This is a genomic window from Qipengyuania intermedia, from assembly GCF_019711615.1.
Classification (GTDB): Bacteria; Pseudomonadota; Alphaproteobacteria; order Sphingomonadales; family Sphingomonadaceae; genus Qipengyuania; species Qipengyuania intermedia.
Genome location: NZ_JAIGNS010000001.1, coordinates 34,295 through 50,254 on the forward strand (window position 1 = coordinate 34,295; position 15,960 = coordinate 50,254).

A 15,960-nucleotide genomic window follows, 5' to 3' on the forward strand; every position below is an offset into this window, starting at 1 on the left:
AAATCCTTCCTTACCATGGCATTGGTGAACTGTCGGTAAACTTTACACCAAAGAAAACGGCGCCCCGGATTGCCGGGACGCCGCTAAGCTGGAATTGGTCAAATGGTCAGTTATTGACAGCGTCGCCAACGGCCTCGCCGGCTTCCTGCGCAGCGTCGCCGACCTGTCCGGCAGCTTCGCCCACCTGATTGGCTGCATCGGTAATGGCTTCATCCTTCGCCACTTCCGAACCGCCCATCTGGGTGAAGATCACGATCGCAGCTATGGCGGCAACCAGCAGGATGATTGCGATGACCCAGCCGGAGCCACCGCTACGCCGCGGTTCGTCGGTGACGACGGTGTGCGTCGTATGCGTGTTGCCGTCGGGCGTGCGCGTTTCGGTAATACGTTCTTCTGCCATGGAAAAATCCTTTCCCATCCATGTTTTACTGCGGCGCCAACGCGCGAGGGTTCCCCGCCGTTCCCCGCGTGATGGTTACCGCTCGACGAATTCGAACGGAGTGTTGCCGCGACGCATCCGGTCGAACTGCAATTTCCTGCCGCGCGGGGGCAGCGAACGCTGGCGGCAGTTCTGTCTCTGGCAGGCCGCACAACCGGGACCGATCGGCTGCGCATCGACAGGTTTGAGCGACAAGCCTCTCGCCTGCGCAAGGTCGGCAGCCAGCACCGCCTCGATCCCAACCGCCACCACGAAACGCGCTTCGCCTGGCGCTCCGCTGCCCTCTACGCTGCGCATCATGGTCAGCCACCCACCCGCCTGGCCTTCACCGGCCTGCTCCAGTGCAACAAATTGCGTGACGAGTTCGCCGCCGGTTTCAAACGCCCGATGCGCATCCCACAGGGGACAGGACACATCCGCGCTGGCAAAATGCGCGGTGCTCGCGCCGATGAAGCTTTTCGAGAACTGCCCAGCCCTGTCGATCCGGACCATGAAGAATGGCAAGCCTCGTTGCCCCACCCGCTGGAGAGTGGTGAGACGATGGGCCAATTGCTCGAAACTCACCGAAAAGCGCCGCTCCAGGACGGGGAGATCATATCCCGTCGCTTCGCAGGCGCGCAGGAAGCGGCCGTAAGGCATCAGCAGGGCCGCAGCGAAGTATCCTTCCAGGTGGCGCCGGAACAGGGCACGGGCGGCCTCTTCCTCGAATTCCGCGCCTTGGGCGACCGCTTCGATCTCGTCGCGGCTTTCCAATTGCGCCACTTTGAGCGCGAGCTGGAAATTGCGCGATGCGGGACCGAGCATCTCGGACAGCTGAATCTGTCTTGCATGGAGGTCCAGGCGGCTGAGACTTTCGGGAAGCACATCGCGGGGCAGGATGCGAACCGACAATTGATGCCGTTCGCGCAGGCGCTCGGTCAGAGCCAGCCCGATATCGCCGCGCGACAGGCGCATCTCGTCCGCCAGCGCTTCCGCCGAATGGTCGAGGTCGGCAAAGTGGTTGCGCCACCGTTCGATTTCCCGGCGAGAAGCCGCAAGCGCGTCGTCATGAGAATCGGCACCGGGACCGGCCTTGTCGTACAGCCGCGCGAAGGCTGCTGCGACCTGGGGCGCCGTGGACAGGAACTCCTCTGCCTCGTCACGGTCGATATCGAGATCGGAAAAGCGTTCGTCGGCAAGTCGGCGCATGAGGCCATCGAGGCCACCGACCGCCTCATCCTCTCGCAGCGAGCTGGGATCGAAGTCGAATTTCTCGACCAATGCCATCACAACACGGGCGCTCACCGGACGCTGGTTGCGTTCGATCAGGTTGAGATAACTTGGCGAGATTGCCAGCCGCGTCGCCATGGCCGCCTGGGTCAGGTTTTCACGTTTACGCAGTCGGCGAATAGCCGGTCCAGCCATGAGTGCGGCATCAGCCATTTGTAAATTCCTTTACAACGTTACACACTAAACTGGCAGATAAGGATTGTATAGACAACAAATTCTGTAAATTTTCCTGTCGCGGCGACGGAAACCTCCCCAAGTTCATCGGCAAGGCCACCGCGCCAGAAATTACAGGAGATTCGCCATGACCTACCAAAGCCGCATCGCCGAACTCGGCCAGACCATCTCGGAGAACGGGGCACCCTGGGGCGCGATCGACGCTGCCAGCGCTGCACGTATGGCCGTACAGAACCGCTTCCCGACCGGTCTCGACATCGCGCGCTACACCGCAAAGATCATGCGCGAAGACATGGAAGCCTATGACGCCGACCCGACGAAATACACCCAGTCGCTCGGTTGCTGGCACGGGTTCATCGCGCAGCAGAAGATGATTTCGATCAAGAAGCACTTCGGCAGCACCAAGCGTCGTTACCTCTACCTTTCGGGCTGGATGGTTGCCGCTCTGCGCAGCGAATTCGGTCCCCTGCCCGACCAGTCGATGCACGAGAAGACCAGCGTTCCGGCGCTGATCGAGGAACTCTATACCTTCCTGCGCCAGGCCGACGCCCGCGAACTGGGCGGCATGTTCCGCGAGCTCGACGAAGCCAAGGCCAAGGGCGACGCGGTCAATACGCACCGCCTGCTCAAGGAAATCGATGAGCACGACACGCATGTTGTGCCGATCATCGCGGACATCGACGCAGGTTTCGGTAATGCCGAAGCCACCTACCTGCTCGCCAAGAAGATGATCGAAGCCGGTGCCTGCGCCCTGCAGATCGAAAACCAGGTTTCGGACGAAAAGCAGTGCGGCCACCAGGACGGCAAGGTCACGGTTCCGCACGATGAATTCCACCAGAAGATCCGCGCGATCCGCTACGCCTTCCTCGAACTCGGCGTTCCCGACGGGATCATCGTTGCCCGCACCGACAGCCTTGGCGCAGGCCTGACCAAGTCGATCGCCTATTCGAAGGAACCGGGCGATCTGGGTGACCAGTACAACAGCTTCCTCGATTGCGACGAAGTCGACGCTGCCGACATCAAGAACGGCCAGGTCTTCATCAGCCGCGACGGCAAGCTGCTGGCGCCCAAGCGCCTGCCCAGCAACCTGTACCAGTTCCGCCCCGGAACCGGTGAAGACCGCTGCGTGCTCGACTGCATCACCGCGCTGGAAGCGGGTGCCGACCTGCTTTGGATCGAGACCGAGAAGCCGCATGTCGAGCAGATTGCCGGTATGGTCGACCGTGTCCGCGAAGTGATCCCCAATGCGAAGCTGGTCTACAACAACTCGCCCAGCTTCAACTGGACGCTCAACTTCCGCCAGCAGATCTTCGACAAGTGGGAAGCAGAGGGCAAGGACGTGTCGGGTTACGACCGCGCCAAGCTCATGAGCATCGACTACGACGGCACCGAACTCGCTGCCGAAGCCGATGAGAAGATCCGCACCTTCCAGGCCGATGCTGCAAAGCGTGCAGGTATCTTCCACCACCTCATCACGCTGCCGACCTACCACACGGCCGCGCTGAGCACCGACAACCTCGCCAAGGAATACTTCGGCGAACAGGCGATGCTCGGTTACGTCAAGAACGTGCAGCGCGAGGAAATCCGCCAGGGTATCGCCTGCGTGAAGCACCAGAACATGGCCGGTTCGGACATCGGCGATGACCACAAGGAATACTTTGCCGGCGAAGCGGCCCTGAAGGCCGGCGGCAAGGACAATACCATGAACCAGTTCGCTGCAGCCTAACGGAGAGGAAGGATGACTACGATGACCGAAGACACTCCAAAGACCGAGCCGGGCCGCGCACGTGCCCTGTTCTCGACCGCCGATTTCCGTCTCCTGCGCACCGCTCTCACGAGCTACGCGCGCCAGACCGAAGACCGCGAGGAGCTGGCGAAGATCAACGCCCTGCACCATCGCCTCGGGACCTACGTTCCCTCGGATGGCTAAGACCTAATTCCAAGTTCTCCTGGGGAGGAGAAACGGCCGTCGCAGCACCCCCAATGCTGCGGCGGCCGTCAATTTATGGGTCAGCCTCCGCTGCGCGGCATCAGGTCGAGCGCAGCACCGGCCAGCGCTTCGGCCCCGGTCGCAACGACCTTTTCTGCATCGGGCGCCCAGAACGGCGAATGGAGCGAGGGAAGCGGTTTGCCTTCCTCGTTGAGCGCGGTGAGCATTTCGTCGGTCGTGCCGCTGATCCAGAAGATCATGCTCTTCACGTCTTCGGGCGACGCGCGGCGGAACTGGCTGAAATCCTCGCCGCCCATGACCGCCGGCCATTGCATCACGCGCTCCTCGCCGAAACGCGCGCGGAAGGATGCGGCGCGTTCCTCGGAAAACTCCGGATCGTTGAAGGTCGAGGGCGTATATGGATCTTCCACCGTAACCACGGGATGCAGTTCTTCGGGCAGGCCTGCCGTAATCGCCTCGCCCTTCGCAACGCGGCGGATGCCGTCGAGCAGCAGCTGGCGGCTCTCATCCGAATAGCTGCGCACGGTCAGCTGCAGCTTGGCTTCATCGGAGATGATATTGTGCTTGGCCCCTGCATGGAAGCTGCCGACCGTGATCACTGCCGGATCGAGCGGCGAAGAATTGCGGCTCACCACCGTCTGCACTTTCATCACGATAGCGCTGCCGAGCACCACCGGATCGATTGTGGTGTGCGGATAGGCACCATGTCCGCCGATACCCTTCACCGTGATGTCGACGCTGTCGACATTGGCCAGAGCATAGCCCGGCGTGTAGCCGATGGTACCTGCCGGAGCGGGCGCAGCGGCGTCGTGGAAGGCCAGCACGTAGTCCGGCTTGGGAAAGCGCGTGTAGAGCCCGTCCTCGATCATCGCGATCGCGCCAAGGCCAAGCTCCTCCGCCGGTTGCAGGATCATCACCAGCGTGCCCTGCCATTCGTCCTTGTGTTCCACCAGCAGCTGCGCGGCGCCGATGAAGCCGGCCATGTGCGTATCGTGGCCGCAGGCGTGCATGACGCCGGTCGTCACGCCGCTGGCAGGCGTTGCCGTTTCCTTGCTGGCGAAGGGAAGCCCCGTCTGTTCGATCACCGGCAGCCCGTCCATGTCCGCGCGCAGCATGACCACCGGACCGTCCCCGTTCTTCATCACCGATACGACGCCGGTCTGGCCCACGCCTTCGGTCACCTCGAAGCCGAGATCGCGCATCCGCTTGGCCAGCTTGGCGGCGGTCTTGTGCTCCTCAAAGCTCAATTCCGGATGCGCGTGCAGGTCGCGATAAAGCTCCATCAGGCCGGGCATGTCCTCGGCCAGCGAAGCGCGCAGGTCCTGCGCCGAGGCAGGTGTAGCGAAGGCCATCGCGGCAAGCGCGGCGAGTGTTGGATGCAAGTTGGACTTCATTGGTATCTCCCCCACAGAGTGGAACATGTGGAACACGGTCCTGGGGAAGGAATCCCCGGGCCCGCATCCGGCGTTCGATTGAGCGCCTGTCTGGCACGCGCGGCAGCAGTAGGGAAGGCCTAGAGCCCGTAGGTAAAGACCAGCGCAGCCGAGAGCGCCACGACCATGATGATCACCAGCGGCACGCCGGTGCGCACGTAATCGAAGAATTCGTAGCTGCCCTCCGACATGATCAGCATGTTCGTCTGGTACGCGATTGGGGTCGCATAGCAGAGGTTGCAACCGAACAGGACGGCCAGCACCATCGGTTCAGGCGGCAGCCCGAGCTGCGTCGCGATGGCAAAGGCGATGGGCGTGCCGACCGTGGCCGCTGTAGCATTGGATGCGAAGTTGGTGATCACGGTCATGGTCAGCATGATGACGGCAAGCGCCGCTGCCGGGCTGAGATACTGCAGGCCGCTCGCCATCACGAGCCCGATCCAGTCTGCCGCCCCGCTTTCAAGGATTACGCGGCCAAGCGCGATACTGGCAGCCACCAGCACGATGACCGAGGCAGAAAGGGCGCGTCCCACGCGGTCGAACTTCACGCATCCGGTCACGAACATCAGAATCGCACCGAGCAGCGCCGAAATCGCGATTGGCACTTTCAGCAGGTAGAAGCCCTGCGATCCGTAGAAAGGCAGGCCCACCGATGCGAGCGCCACCGAAGCACCCATGATCGTCGCCGCCAACACCGCCTTGGACCGCCGAGGCAACTCGCGCCGCCCTTCGAGCGTCAGAAGGCCATCGGCACGTTCGAAATGCTCGATATCGTCGGGCAAGCCCATCACCAGCAGGACATCGCCTTCGATAAGGCGCATGTCCCCGCCTTCGGAGAACTGGTCCTTTTCCCCCATCAGCCGCTCTGGCCGGTGGGTACCGATAACCGCAACGCCATACAGGTCGGCGATGCCCGAGCTTGGCAGGGTGCGACCGATCAGGCGGGAATCGGCAGTAACGGTCATTTCGACCACGGCGATGTCGACGCCCTTTTCATGCGAGTTGCGGCGGATGCGGTCGATCACCCAGCTTGGCGCGGCATCGCCGCGAAGGACCGACATGGCCTCTTCGATGGCGGCATGGGTACCGGTCATCAGCAGGCGATGCTGCGGCCGCAACAGGCCGGGCGGTACGTCATGAAACTCGATCCCGTCTGGCAGGCGAGAGGCCACTTCGGATAGCTCGCGACCATTCAGGACGGAATTTTCGGTAATACGCAGCCGCGTTTCGAACTTGCGCAGGGCGTGGACCTGCTCGATCCGGTTGCTCTTCAGCATGCGAGGCATGACCAGCCAGACGTATGGCAAGGCGACCAGGCAGGCGACGATGACGATCGGCGTGAAATGGAACACGCCCATGCGCTCCATCCCCAGGTCCACCGCGATGGAAACGACGAGGATATTGGTCGACGTCCCGATCGTGGTCGCTAGGCCGCCGAGGAGCGATGCCGCGTTGAGCGGGATCAGCGTCTTCGATGCCGGCATCAGCCCTCGCTCTGCCAGGGCGACGAAGATCGGGATCAGCAATACCAGCACCGGCGTGTTGTTCACGCCCATGGACAGGATGAAGCAGACCACCAGCGAGAACAGCAGGCCCAGCTGCAAATTGACCTTGAAGACCCGTTCAAGGAACCGCGCGGCAGGCTCCAGCGCCCCAGTGACCACAAGGCCCCGCCCCATGACCATCAGCGCGCAGATAGTGATCAGCGCGTAGTGTCCGAAGCCGGAAAAGGCGAGTTGCAGCCCGTCGGTCGGCGCACTGCCTTCCAGCGGGAAGAAATAAAGCCCTACCGCAATAACCGCGATCGTCAGCAGCGAGATGATTTCAATGGACATTCGCCCGCGCGCAAAGGCGACGAACATGGCGAGGGTAACCGCCATGGCGGCAATCGCGTGATAGGACGGCATGCCGATCATTCGCCGCGGTGAATTCCACCGCTACGCAGGAATATCAAGGGTTTTCGCGCTATGACGCGCTTCTCAGGCCTGACTGCGCGATCTTTCCGCCCACAACAGGGTCAATGCCAGCGAGGCGGTTGCCGCCGTGCCTGTCCCGCCTGCGGGGAAGGTCCACGCCTTTGCGTCCACCATGGCGAGGAAGTTGAGGACTATTGCCCCAAGCCCCGCCATTGCCGCCAAGACGCCAAGGCCCTTCCCCCAGCCCGTGCCATTACGAGCGAGTCCTACTCCTGCGGTGAGTGCGGCTGCGCCGAGGATCAGCTTGGCGAGGAAGTAGAGGAAGAACGCGCCAGCGAGCACGGTCGCGAACAGTTGCGGTTCACTCTCGCCAGCTTCCATTGCCGGTGCGAACATGGAGAGGCCCATGCCCACTTGAAGCAGGTTGAGGATGCCCGAAACGCCGATGGCGGCCCACAACAGCGATTCCTCCGGTCTGCGCACCGATAGGGAAAGCGCGAAGATCGAGACTGCAACAAAGGCGAAGAGTTCGGTGAACCACGTGAGGGGCCGCAGCATCTCGTTCTCGGAGCCCGAGACGACGGTAATGTAGAATAGCTGGCTCGCCACGGTGAGCAGAAGCGCTGCGCCGACAGCGCTTACCAGTGATTGTGTTTTCATGGTCGGTCCCTTCGCCGCCCCTTGAGGGCTTTCATGCACCACCATTCGTGCCAGCAGGCAAGAAAGTTACAGCAAAGAGAGAGTGGTACCCCCGGCCGGACTCGAACCGGCACTTCGTAAGAAACTCGATTTTGAGTCGAGCGCGTCTACCAATTCCGCCACGGAGGCCCATGATGGACGGCGGGGATTAGCCCCGCTCGCCCATGCCATCAAGCGCTGTTTTCGCTCTATTTCAGCGCGCCTGCCAGCATCTTGTGCAATTTGGAGTGCAGCACGTCGTTCGCGGCGAGCACCTGCTTCGAATGGATCGGCTGCGAACGGCCGCGGAAGTCGGAGACGAAGCCGCCTGCTTCGCGCACGATCAGGCATCCGGCTGCGGTGTCCCAGTCGTTGAGGCCACTTTCCCAGAAACCGTCGAACCGGCCTGCCGCGAGCCATGCAAGGTCGAGCGAGGCCGCGCCGAAGCGGCGGATGCCTGCGACATTGGGGCCGATCGCACCGAAGATGCGCGACCATTCGGAGAAGTCGCCATGGCCCTGGAAGGGAATGCCGGTGGCGATAAGCGCTTCCGACGGCGCGCGGCGCGATGAGACGCGCAGGCGGCCGTCGTGCAGCCAAGCACCGCGGCTCTTTTCCGCCCAGAAGGTCTCGTCGGTGACGGGGTTGTAAACGACGGCGGCGGTCACATCGCCCCAATCGTCGCTGCCCAGCTTGCGTTCCTGCACCGCGATGCTGATCGCGAAATGCGGGATGCCGTGAAGGAAGTTGCTGGTGCCGTCGAGCGGGTCGACGATCCAGCGCGGCATGCCGTCTGCACCTTCGATGGTGCCGGCTTCTTCCATTTCGAAGCCCCAGTCGGGACGCGCCTGGAGCAGCTCGTCGTAGATTGTGCGCTCGGCGCGCATGTCGGCCTTCGACACGAAATCGGCAGGGCCCTTGCGGCTAACCTGCAGGTGTTCGATCTCGCCGAAGTCGCGGCGCAGGCGGCCACCCGCCTTGCGTGCGGCTTTCTCCATCACGCGGATCAGTCCGGAAATTGCGGCCATGGGTATCTCTTACTCGGTGAGCACGCGGATCGAACGGGCTTGCAGGTGGATATCTCCCCACTCGCAGGCCATGTCGAATTTCGTGCCTTCAATGTTGAACGTATCGATCGCGAAGCGGCGTTGCTTGCCCTCGCCGCCGGTTTCGCGGCGGTCGAGGCTAAGCTTGGAAATGCCTGCGAACTTGAGCATTCCGGGGTGGAAGCAGCATTCCTCGCCCTCTCCCGGCGCCTCGTATTCCGGGTGCCCCGGTTCGAGGCAGAAATCCATCTCCAGCGTCAGTTCGTCATCGTTGATGATGACCGCACGCAGGGTGCTCCTGGCGACATCGACATTGTCGAACCGGCTGGCGATGGATTTGCCCATAAATCAGGACGCCTTGCCGACGTAGCTCTGCTCGTAGACGTCGACGATGATGCGCGTGCCGCTTTCGATGTGCGGCGGGACCATGATGCGAACGCCATTGTCGAGCACGGCGGGCTTGTAGCTGGAGGACGCGGTTTGGCCCTTCACCACCGCATCGGCCTCGACGATTTCGGCTTCAATTTGTGCGGGCAGTTCGACCGAAATCGGCTTTTCTTCCCACAGTTCCAGCTTCACCTGCATGCCGTCCTGAAGGAACGGGCGGGCATCGCCCAGGAGGTCGCTCGGCAGGTTGATCTGCTCGTAGGTGTTCTGGTCCATGAAGACGAGCATGTCGCCGTCTTCATAGAGGAACTGGTATTCCTGGGTATCGAGGCGCACCTTCTCGACCGTGTCGGCGCTGCGGAAGCGGACGTTGGTCTTGCGGCCATCCTGCAGGTTCTTCATCTCGACCTGCATGTAGGCGCCGCCCTTGCCGGGCTGGGTGTGCTGGATCTTGGCGACCTTCCAGATGCCGCCTTCGTATTCGATGATGTTGCCCGGACGGATGTCCACGCCGCTGATCTTCATGAGGAACCTGCCTTCGATGTGAAAGAGCGCCGCCCCTTGGATGACACGCGGATTCGTGCGGGGCGGTCGTGCGCCGCGCGCCTTACCCGAGCCGGGGCCACGGGGCAAGGCAATGGAAAATTCAGCTTGTCCGTCCTATATGGAGAAGCGGAGGAAATCGCCATGACACGCCGCATCGCAATGGGCATCGCCGCTGCTTCGCTTTTCGCGCTCGTCCCCGCTACGGGCGAGGCGCAGGGCCGCCTGGGCCTGCTGGAACAGGGCGAATATGTCTGCGCCCTGCCCGGAAGCGCCACCGGCCCCGCCTGGCAGGAAATGGAAGCGCATAATTTCGCGATTACCGGCGCGTCCAGCTATCGCACCGACAAGGGCGTCGGTACCTACCTGCTCGAAGGCAAGCGCGTCACCTTTACCCGCGGCCCGATGAAAGGGCACCGCATGATGCTGCTTTCGTCCGGCCTGCTGCAGGAACTGGAGGGCGACGGTAAGCTCGGCCGACTGCGCTGCCACCGCGCCGGTCCGCTCGAAGACTGACTTACCGCTCTCCGGTGAGCAGCGGATAGGGGTTCACCGCATTTGCGGGTTCCCACCATTCCGCATCCGCTGTCGTCTGCAACACCGCAAAATGCAGATGCGGCGCCTCTTCCGAGGCATTGCCGCTGTAGCCGACAGTGCCGAGCCGCTGGCCGCGGCGCACGCGCTGCCCCTCCTTCAGCCCTTCCGCATATTCGTCGAGGTGGGCGTAGTAATGAATCGTCTCGCCGTCGTTCGAACGCACGTAGATGGTGTTGCCGCCCGCATCGGAGCGGAACAGCTTCTCGACCGTTCCGGGGGCCGCAGCGACCACGCTGGTGCCGACCGGGGCCATGATGTCGATCGCCTCGTGCAGACGCACGCCCTCGCCGCGCGAATCGCTGAACGTATCGGTAAGGTCCGATACGCGGATATTCTTGACCGGGATCAGCAGCCTGTTGCTGGCATTCTGCGCCGGTGACGTGGGCATCGCCGTATCGAGACCGGCAGCTTCTTCTTCGGTCTCGTCGCCTTTCGGCGTCGCTTTAGGGCTCGGCGCCACCTCGGCCGGGCGCGTGTTCTTGCGCTGGCCTTCGCTGGTGGCGTTTTCAATCAGGCTCCCCCCCGCCACGATCCAGACGATGCTGGTAATCGTGGCGGTGACGACGATGGTGAGAATGCGGTCGACGATATTCATGGCCCCTCCCTACCCGATCACGCTTCGAAGATCACCTGCGTCGATGGCGACACCATTCGCGCGAGGCGCGCAGCGTCCCAGTTCGTCAGGCGCACACAGCCGCTGCTCTGCGCGCGGCCGATGGTGTCCGGCTCCGGCGTGCCGTGGATGCCATAGTGTTCCTTCGACAGGTCGATCCAGACGACACCCACCGGGCCATTGGGACCGGGGGGAAGCTGATACGTTTCGCCCTCGCCTTCACCAAGCACCTCGGGATCGTAGGAATATGGCGGGTTGTAGGCTTCGCCCAGGATATCCCATTCGCCGATCGGCAGGGGGAACTGGCTGGAACCGGAGCTGACGGTAAACATGGCGACCAGCTTGTCGCCCTGATAGGCCTTGAGCGTATCTTCCGACTTGCTCACGACAATGCGATCGACCTCGGGCTGTTCGCTACCAACACCGAGAGCGGCCAGCGTCTGCTGCCAGCCCTTGTCGGTGATCGCACCCGGCTCGATCGCGTCGCCGCCGATATTCGGAACGCGGATTTGCTGGCCTGCACGGAAATACCCATCCCCGGGGCGCTTGGTCGGGGGCGCATCGGCCTCGGCATCATTCGTGTCCGACTGGCCCGTATCCGAAGCACCCGCAGGACGACCGTTCGGGTTAAGCTGGCGCAGCACCTCCACCGTGGTGTGGAAACGCTCTGCCAGCTTCTCGTCGAGCGAGGTGTAGCCAAGGTTTTCCATCTCCGCCTTCTTGGCCGTGTCCTCCGGTATTTCCTTGAACTCGATCTCGCCCCAGCTGGCCGGGATCGTCACGACCCGCGTGGCAGGAATGCGGTCCCATTCCGCGAGGGCGCTCTTGGTTTTTTCGTCAAGCTTGCCGGTCACTTCGAGGTCGTTCGCTTCCTGGAAACCGGTCAGAGCGTTCTCGGTGCTCATGCCCATCTTGCCGTCGATCACGCCGGGACCGAAGCCGATCCGGTCGAGCACGACCTGCGCCTGCATGATCGGGCGATCTTCAGGGTCTTCTATCTGCGCGCCGGAATTGCCTGACATGTCGCTTGCATCATCGTTCGATGCCATGCTGTCAGCATAATTGTCGTCGCTATAGGTCTCATAACCCTGGTCGGGTGCGGACCTGGTCTCTGCCGAAGCGGTGTTCGTATCGGTGTCATCCTCCGCACCATCCATGCCGCAGGCGGCGAGAGCGAGGGACGAAGCGGCGATAAACAGGAATTGGCGCATGAGTGCTCCCCAAAAACGGGGCGCAGTCCGCCCCTTTCGGAAGTTACAACTCACGCGGCGGCGATTTGCTCCGCAAAGGCTTGAACTGCCTCGACTTCATTGCCCGACCAGATTGCGCCCGACACGGCGAGGAAGTCTGCCCCGGCCTCGATAAGGGGTTTGCAATTGGCAGGCGTTATGCCGCCGATAGCGACCGAGGGGATTTCTACCATCTCGTGCCACCATTCGAGCAGGTCGGTGTCCGCGGTGTGCTCGGTTTGCTTGGTGGTGCTGGGGAAGAAGGCCCCGAAAGCGACGTAGTCGGCCCCGGCTTCACCGGCTTCAAGCGCAAGGTGGCGCGAGCCGTGGCAGGTTACGCCGATCTGCGCGTCGCGGCCCAGTTCTTCCCGCGCCTCGCGCGGGTCGCCGTCGCCCTGCCCCAAATGGACGCCATCGGCCCCGAGGCGCTTGGCGAGCGCGATGTCGTCGTTGACGATAAAGGCGACCTCGCGGGCAGCGCAGATTTCCAGCAAGGGTTCTGCCAGCGCAGCGGCCTCGTGCTGGTCCAGTCCCTTCACGCGAAACTGGAACGCGGTCACGACGCCCTTCCCGGCATCGAGCGCCCGTTCGAGACGCTTGGGAAAATCCCCGTCCGTTTCGAGCGGGGAGATCAGGTAAAGCTGGCAGGGTGTTTCGGTCATGCAACGCGCTCTATCGCCGCATGACCGATAGGCCAAGCAGATCGTCTATCGGATCAGGCCCCGGTGCTGGCGCAAGCGATCTCGTCGATCGCATTGCCCAGCGCCTGGTCGAACTGCTGGTCGTCCATCTTGGCCTGAAGCACTTCGAGAAGCGCGCGGCTGAAGCTGGCGATCATGCCGTCGTTCTTCGCCAGTTCGCGGCAGGCGTCCTCGCGGCTGTAACCACCCGACAGCGCCACGACGCGCAGCACCTTGGGATGGTCGATCAGCGGCTTGTAGAGGTTCGGCTCGCTCGGGATGGTGAGCTTGAGCATGACCTGCTTGCCTTCCGGCACGCGCTCCAGCTGGTCGAGCATGTTCGACAGCAGCAGGGCTTCGGCCTGCGGGCGGCTGGCGCTGTCGAGGCTGACTTCCGGCTCGAGGATCGGGACGAGGCCGAAAGACAGGATCTGGAGGCCGTAATCCATCTGCTGCGCGACATTGGCAGCGACGCCCTCGCGGTTAGCTTCATGGATGACCGAACGCATCTTCGTGCCGAAAACGCCCAGTTCCTTGGCGCGCTTGCACAGCGATTCGAGTTCGGGGATCGGCTTCATCAGCTGCGCGCCGTTCTCGACGTCGTGCATGCCCTTGTCGACCTTGAGAAAAGGGACCACGCCGCGGCGGCTCAGAAGTTCGGGAATGGGCGAACCTTCGGCGTTGCAGCCTTCCATGGTCTTTTCGAACAAAATCGCACCGATCACCTTGCCGTTCGAGAAGGACGGGGAATCGACGATGCGGCAGCGCATTTCGTGGATCTTGGCGAACATCTCGTCATCGCCGTCCCACTCGCCGTCTTCCACGCCATAGGCCCGGAGCGCCTTGGGAGTGGAACCGCCCGACTGGTCGAGAGCCGCGATAAAGCCCTGTCCGTCGCGCATTTTGGCCGTCATTTCCTCGAAATTCATGTCCGTCCTCGCTGGTGCATGCATAGGTATGCGCGGCCCATACAAAGGGCTTCGCCCTGCCGCAACGCCCGGCCGGTAACTTTACCCGCCCTCGTTCGTAATAGTGGCAAAGGAGAGACAATGCTGGATGATACGCAAGAGCGCCTGTGCGCCGAGAACAAGACGGACTTTTCCGATCTCAAGGCGCTGACGATCAACTGCACGTTGAAGCGATCGCCCGACGGCTCGCACACGGAGAAGCTCCTTGGCGTGGTCGAGACGATCCTGGTGCGAAACAAAGTCTCGCTACAGCAGGTAAGGCTGGTCGATCATGACATCGCGCCGGGCGTCTATCCCGACATGACGGAGCATGGCGCACCGAGTGACGACTGGCCGGCTATCTGGGAGAAGGTCGAAGCCGCCGATGTCCTGGTGGTCGGCACGCCGATCTGGCTGGGCGAGAAATCATCCGTCTGCCAGCGCCTGATCGAGAGGCTCTATGCCCACTCGGGCCAGCGCAATGATCGGGGTCAGTATATCTTCTACGGCAAGGTCGGGGGCTGCATCGTCACCGGCAATGAGGACGGCATCAAGCACATCGGCATGGGCGTGCTCTATTCATTGCAGCACGTGGGCTACACCATCCCGCCGCAAGCCGATGCGGGGTGGATCGGCGAGGCAGGGCCCGGTCCGAGCTATGGCGATGCGAAGGACGACGGATCGGGCTATGTCGGCTTCGACAACGATTTCACCAAGCGCAACACGACCTTCATGACCTGGAACCTGATGCACATGGCGCGCATGCTGAAGGACGCCGGTGGCATCCCCTGTCATGGCAATTCGGTCGATCTGTGGAACGAGGGCCGCCGCTTCGACGCGCCGAATCCCGAATACCGCTAGGCCGTCAGCGCAGCGACGCCGGGAAGGTCCTTGCCTTCCATCCATTCGAGGAAAGCGCCACCCGCCGTCGAAACGAAGGTGAAATCGTCCTTCACCCCGGCATGGGCAAGCGCGGCGACGGTGTCGCCCCCGCCTGCGACCGAAGTCAGCGAACCGTCCTGCGTCAATGCAGCCGCAGTGCGCGCGAGCGCGACGGTCGCTGCATCGAAAGGCTCGGTCTCGAACGCGCCGAGCGGGCCGTTCCACACCAGCGTGCGGCAGGTCTTGAGCACATCGCCCAGCGCTTCTACCGCCTGCGGGCCGACGTCGAGGATCATCTCGTCCGGGCCGACCTCGTGGACGTTGCACGTCCGCAGTGATGCCGGGTTCTCCGCGAATTCCTTCGCCACCACGACATCGTAGGGCAGATGCACGGTGCAACCGACGTGGTCTGCCGTATCCATGATCTTGTTCGCGGTAGCTGTGAGGTCGTGCTCGCACAGGGACTTGCCGACATCCACACCGCGCGCGGCGAGGAAGGTATTGGCCATGCCACCGCCGATGATGAGGTGCTGCACGCGCCCGACGAGGTTTTCGAGCACGTCGAGCTTGGTCGAGACCTTGGCCCCGCCCACCACTGCTGCAACCGGCGTTTCCGGGTTGCCGAGCGCTGCGTCGAGAGCCTTGAGCTCGGCCTCCATCGCCCGTCCCGCATAGGCCGGAAGATGATGCGCCAGGCCCTCGGTCGAGGCATGGGCGCGGTGTGCGGCGGAGAAGGCGTCATTGACGTAGAAATCGCCGTGGGCGGCAATGCCCTTGGCAAATTCGGGGTCATTGGCTTCTTCGCCCGGCCAGAAGCGGACGTTGTCCAGAAGGCCGATATCGCCGTTCCCAAGGATGCCGATCGACTGTTCGACCACCGGGCCCATGACCTCGGGGATGAACATGATCTCCTTGCCCAGTACGTCTTCCACGTCGCCCTGCACGAAGCTGGTCGACATGGTCGAATGACGCTGCCCCTTGGGACGGCCGTAATGAGCCAGCAGCAGGACCTTCGTGCCCTTCTCGGTCAGTTCGAGAATGGTCGGTTTGACCGCCTCGACGCGCGTCACGTCGGTAGCGGAACCGTCCTTCATCGGCAGGTTGAGATCGACGCGCACGAGCGCGACCTTGCCTGCGATATCGCCGAGATCGTCGAGGGTCCTGAAGCTGGCCATC

The 15,960-nt window shown here is 62.7% G+C and carries 17 protein-coding genes and 1 tRNA gene; 4 read left to right on the top strand and 14 right to left on the bottom strand.

Going from position 1 to position 15,960, the window contains the following annotated elements; genetic code table 11:
* Positions 1–106: 106 nt before the first annotated feature.
* Complete coding sequence (locus K3179_RS00155; protein WP_221561945.1) at positions 107–400, bottom strand: hypothetical protein; 294 nt, start codon at positions 398–400, stop codon at positions 107–109.
* Between the two features lie 75 nt (positions 401–475).
* Positions 476–1,861: a helix-turn-helix domain-containing protein gene (locus K3179_RS00160; RefSeq protein ID WP_221561946.1), complete on the bottom strand. Its 1,386-nt coding sequence runs from the start codon at positions 1,859–1,861 to the stop codon at positions 476–478.
* A 148-nt stretch (positions 1,862–2,009) separates the two neighbouring features.
* On the opposite strand from K3179_RS00160, the gene K3179_RS00165 reads away from it, so the two are divergent.
* Both K3179_RS00165 and K3179_RS00170 read left to right on the top strand, forming a co-directional pair.
* Positions 2,010–3,608: an isocitrate lyase gene (locus tag K3179_RS00165; RefSeq protein ID WP_221561947.1), complete on the top strand. Its 1,599-nt coding sequence runs from the start codon at positions 2,010–2,012 to the stop codon at positions 3,606–3,608.
* A gap of 21 nt (positions 3,609–3,629) precedes the next feature.
* A complete protein-coding gene (locus K3179_RS00170; RefSeq protein WP_006832439.1) occupies positions 3,630–3,812 on the top strand; it encodes a hypothetical protein in 183 nt (60 codons plus the stop codon).
* Positions 3,813–3,892: 80 nt separating this feature from the next.
* On the opposite strand, the gene K3179_RS00175 is transcribed toward K3179_RS00170, so the two are convergent.
* The 7 genes from K3179_RS00175 to efp form a co-directional block, all read right to left on the bottom strand.
* Positions 3,893–5,227: an amidohydrolase gene (locus K3179_RS00175; protein ID WP_221561948.1), complete on the bottom strand. Its 1,335-nt coding sequence runs from the start codon at positions 5,225–5,227 to the stop codon at positions 3,893–3,895.
* 119 nt (positions 5,228–5,346) lie between these two features.
* Complete coding sequence (locus tag K3179_RS00180) at positions 5,347–7,182, bottom strand: SLC13 family permease (protein ID WP_221561949.1); 1,836 nt, start codon at positions 7,180–7,182, stop codon at positions 5,347–5,349.
* Positions 7,183–7,245: 63 nt separating this feature from the next.
* Positions 7,246–7,842, bottom strand: coding sequence for a hypothetical protein (locus K3179_RS00185; protein WP_221561950.1), 597 nt, complete (start codon positions 7,840–7,842; stop codon positions 7,246–7,248).
* 83 nt (positions 7,843–7,925) lie between these two features.
* A tRNA-Leu gene (locus tag K3179_RS00190) sits at positions 7,926–8,010 on the bottom strand.
* Positions 8,011–8,069: 59 nt separating this feature from the next.
* Positions 8,070–8,888, bottom strand: a complete 819-nt coding sequence (locus tag K3179_RS00195) for an inositol monophosphatase family protein (RefSeq protein WP_221561951.1) — start codon at positions 8,886–8,888, stop codon at positions 8,070–8,072.
* 9 nt (positions 8,889–8,897) lie between these two features.
* Positions 8,898–9,251, bottom strand: a complete 354-nt coding sequence (locus K3179_RS00200) for a hypothetical protein (protein WP_221561952.1) — start codon at positions 9,249–9,251, stop codon at positions 8,898–8,900.
* Between the two features lie 3 nt (positions 9,252–9,254).
* Positions 9,255–9,818, bottom strand: coding sequence for an elongation factor P (gene efp, locus K3179_RS00205; protein ID WP_090480322.1), 564 nt, complete (start codon positions 9,816–9,818; stop codon positions 9,255–9,257).
* Positions 9,819–9,980: 162 nt separating this feature from the next.
* Here efp and K3179_RS00210 point away from each other — a divergent pair, with 162 nt between their 5' ends.
* Positions 9,981–10,352: an elongation factor P gene (locus K3179_RS00210; RefSeq protein ID WP_247712744.1), complete on the top strand. Its 372-nt coding sequence runs from the start codon at positions 9,981–9,983 to the stop codon at positions 10,350–10,352.
* A 1-nt stretch (position 10,353) separates the two neighbouring features.
* Here K3179_RS00210 and K3179_RS00215 read toward each other — a convergent pair whose 3' ends face one another.
* Genes K3179_RS00215 through K3179_RS00230 form a run of 4 tightly spaced genes read right to left on the bottom strand, consistent with a single transcriptional unit; the run spans position 10,354 to position 13,884 of the window.
* Positions 10,354–11,028, bottom strand: a complete 675-nt coding sequence (locus K3179_RS00215) for a M23 family metallopeptidase (protein WP_221561953.1) — start codon at positions 11,026–11,028, stop codon at positions 10,354–10,356.
* Positions 11,029–11,045: 17 nt separating this feature from the next.
* On the bottom strand, positions 11,046–12,257 hold the full coding sequence (locus K3179_RS00220; protein ID WP_247712745.1) for a L,D-transpeptidase family protein: 1,212 nt from the start codon (positions 12,255–12,257) through the stop codon (positions 11,046–11,048).
* A gap of 50 nt (positions 12,258–12,307) precedes the next feature.
* Positions 12,308–12,937, bottom strand: a complete 630-nt coding sequence (gene thiE / locus K3179_RS00225; protein WP_221561954.1) for a thiamine phosphate synthase — start codon at positions 12,935–12,937, stop codon at positions 12,308–12,310.
* 53 nt (positions 12,938–12,990) lie between these two features.
* Positions 12,991–13,884, bottom strand: coding sequence for a fructose bisphosphate aldolase (locus tag K3179_RS00230; protein ID WP_221561955.1), 894 nt, complete (start codon positions 13,882–13,884; stop codon positions 12,991–12,993).
* A 120-nt stretch (positions 13,885–14,004) separates the two neighbouring features.
* Here K3179_RS00230 and K3179_RS00235 point away from each other — a divergent pair, with 120 nt between their 5' ends.
* Entirely contained in the window at positions 14,005–14,763 is a 759-nt protein-coding gene (locus K3179_RS00235; protein ID WP_221561956.1) for a flavodoxin family protein, read from the top strand.
* Here K3179_RS00235 and K3179_RS00240 read toward each other — a convergent pair.
* Positions 14,760–15,959, bottom strand: a complete 1,200-nt coding sequence (locus K3179_RS00240) for a phosphoglycerate kinase (RefSeq protein ID WP_221562959.1) — start codon at positions 15,957–15,959, stop codon at positions 14,760–14,762. The genes K3179_RS00235 and K3179_RS00240 overlap by 4 nt on opposite strands.
* Position 15,960 lies beyond the last annotated feature (1 nt).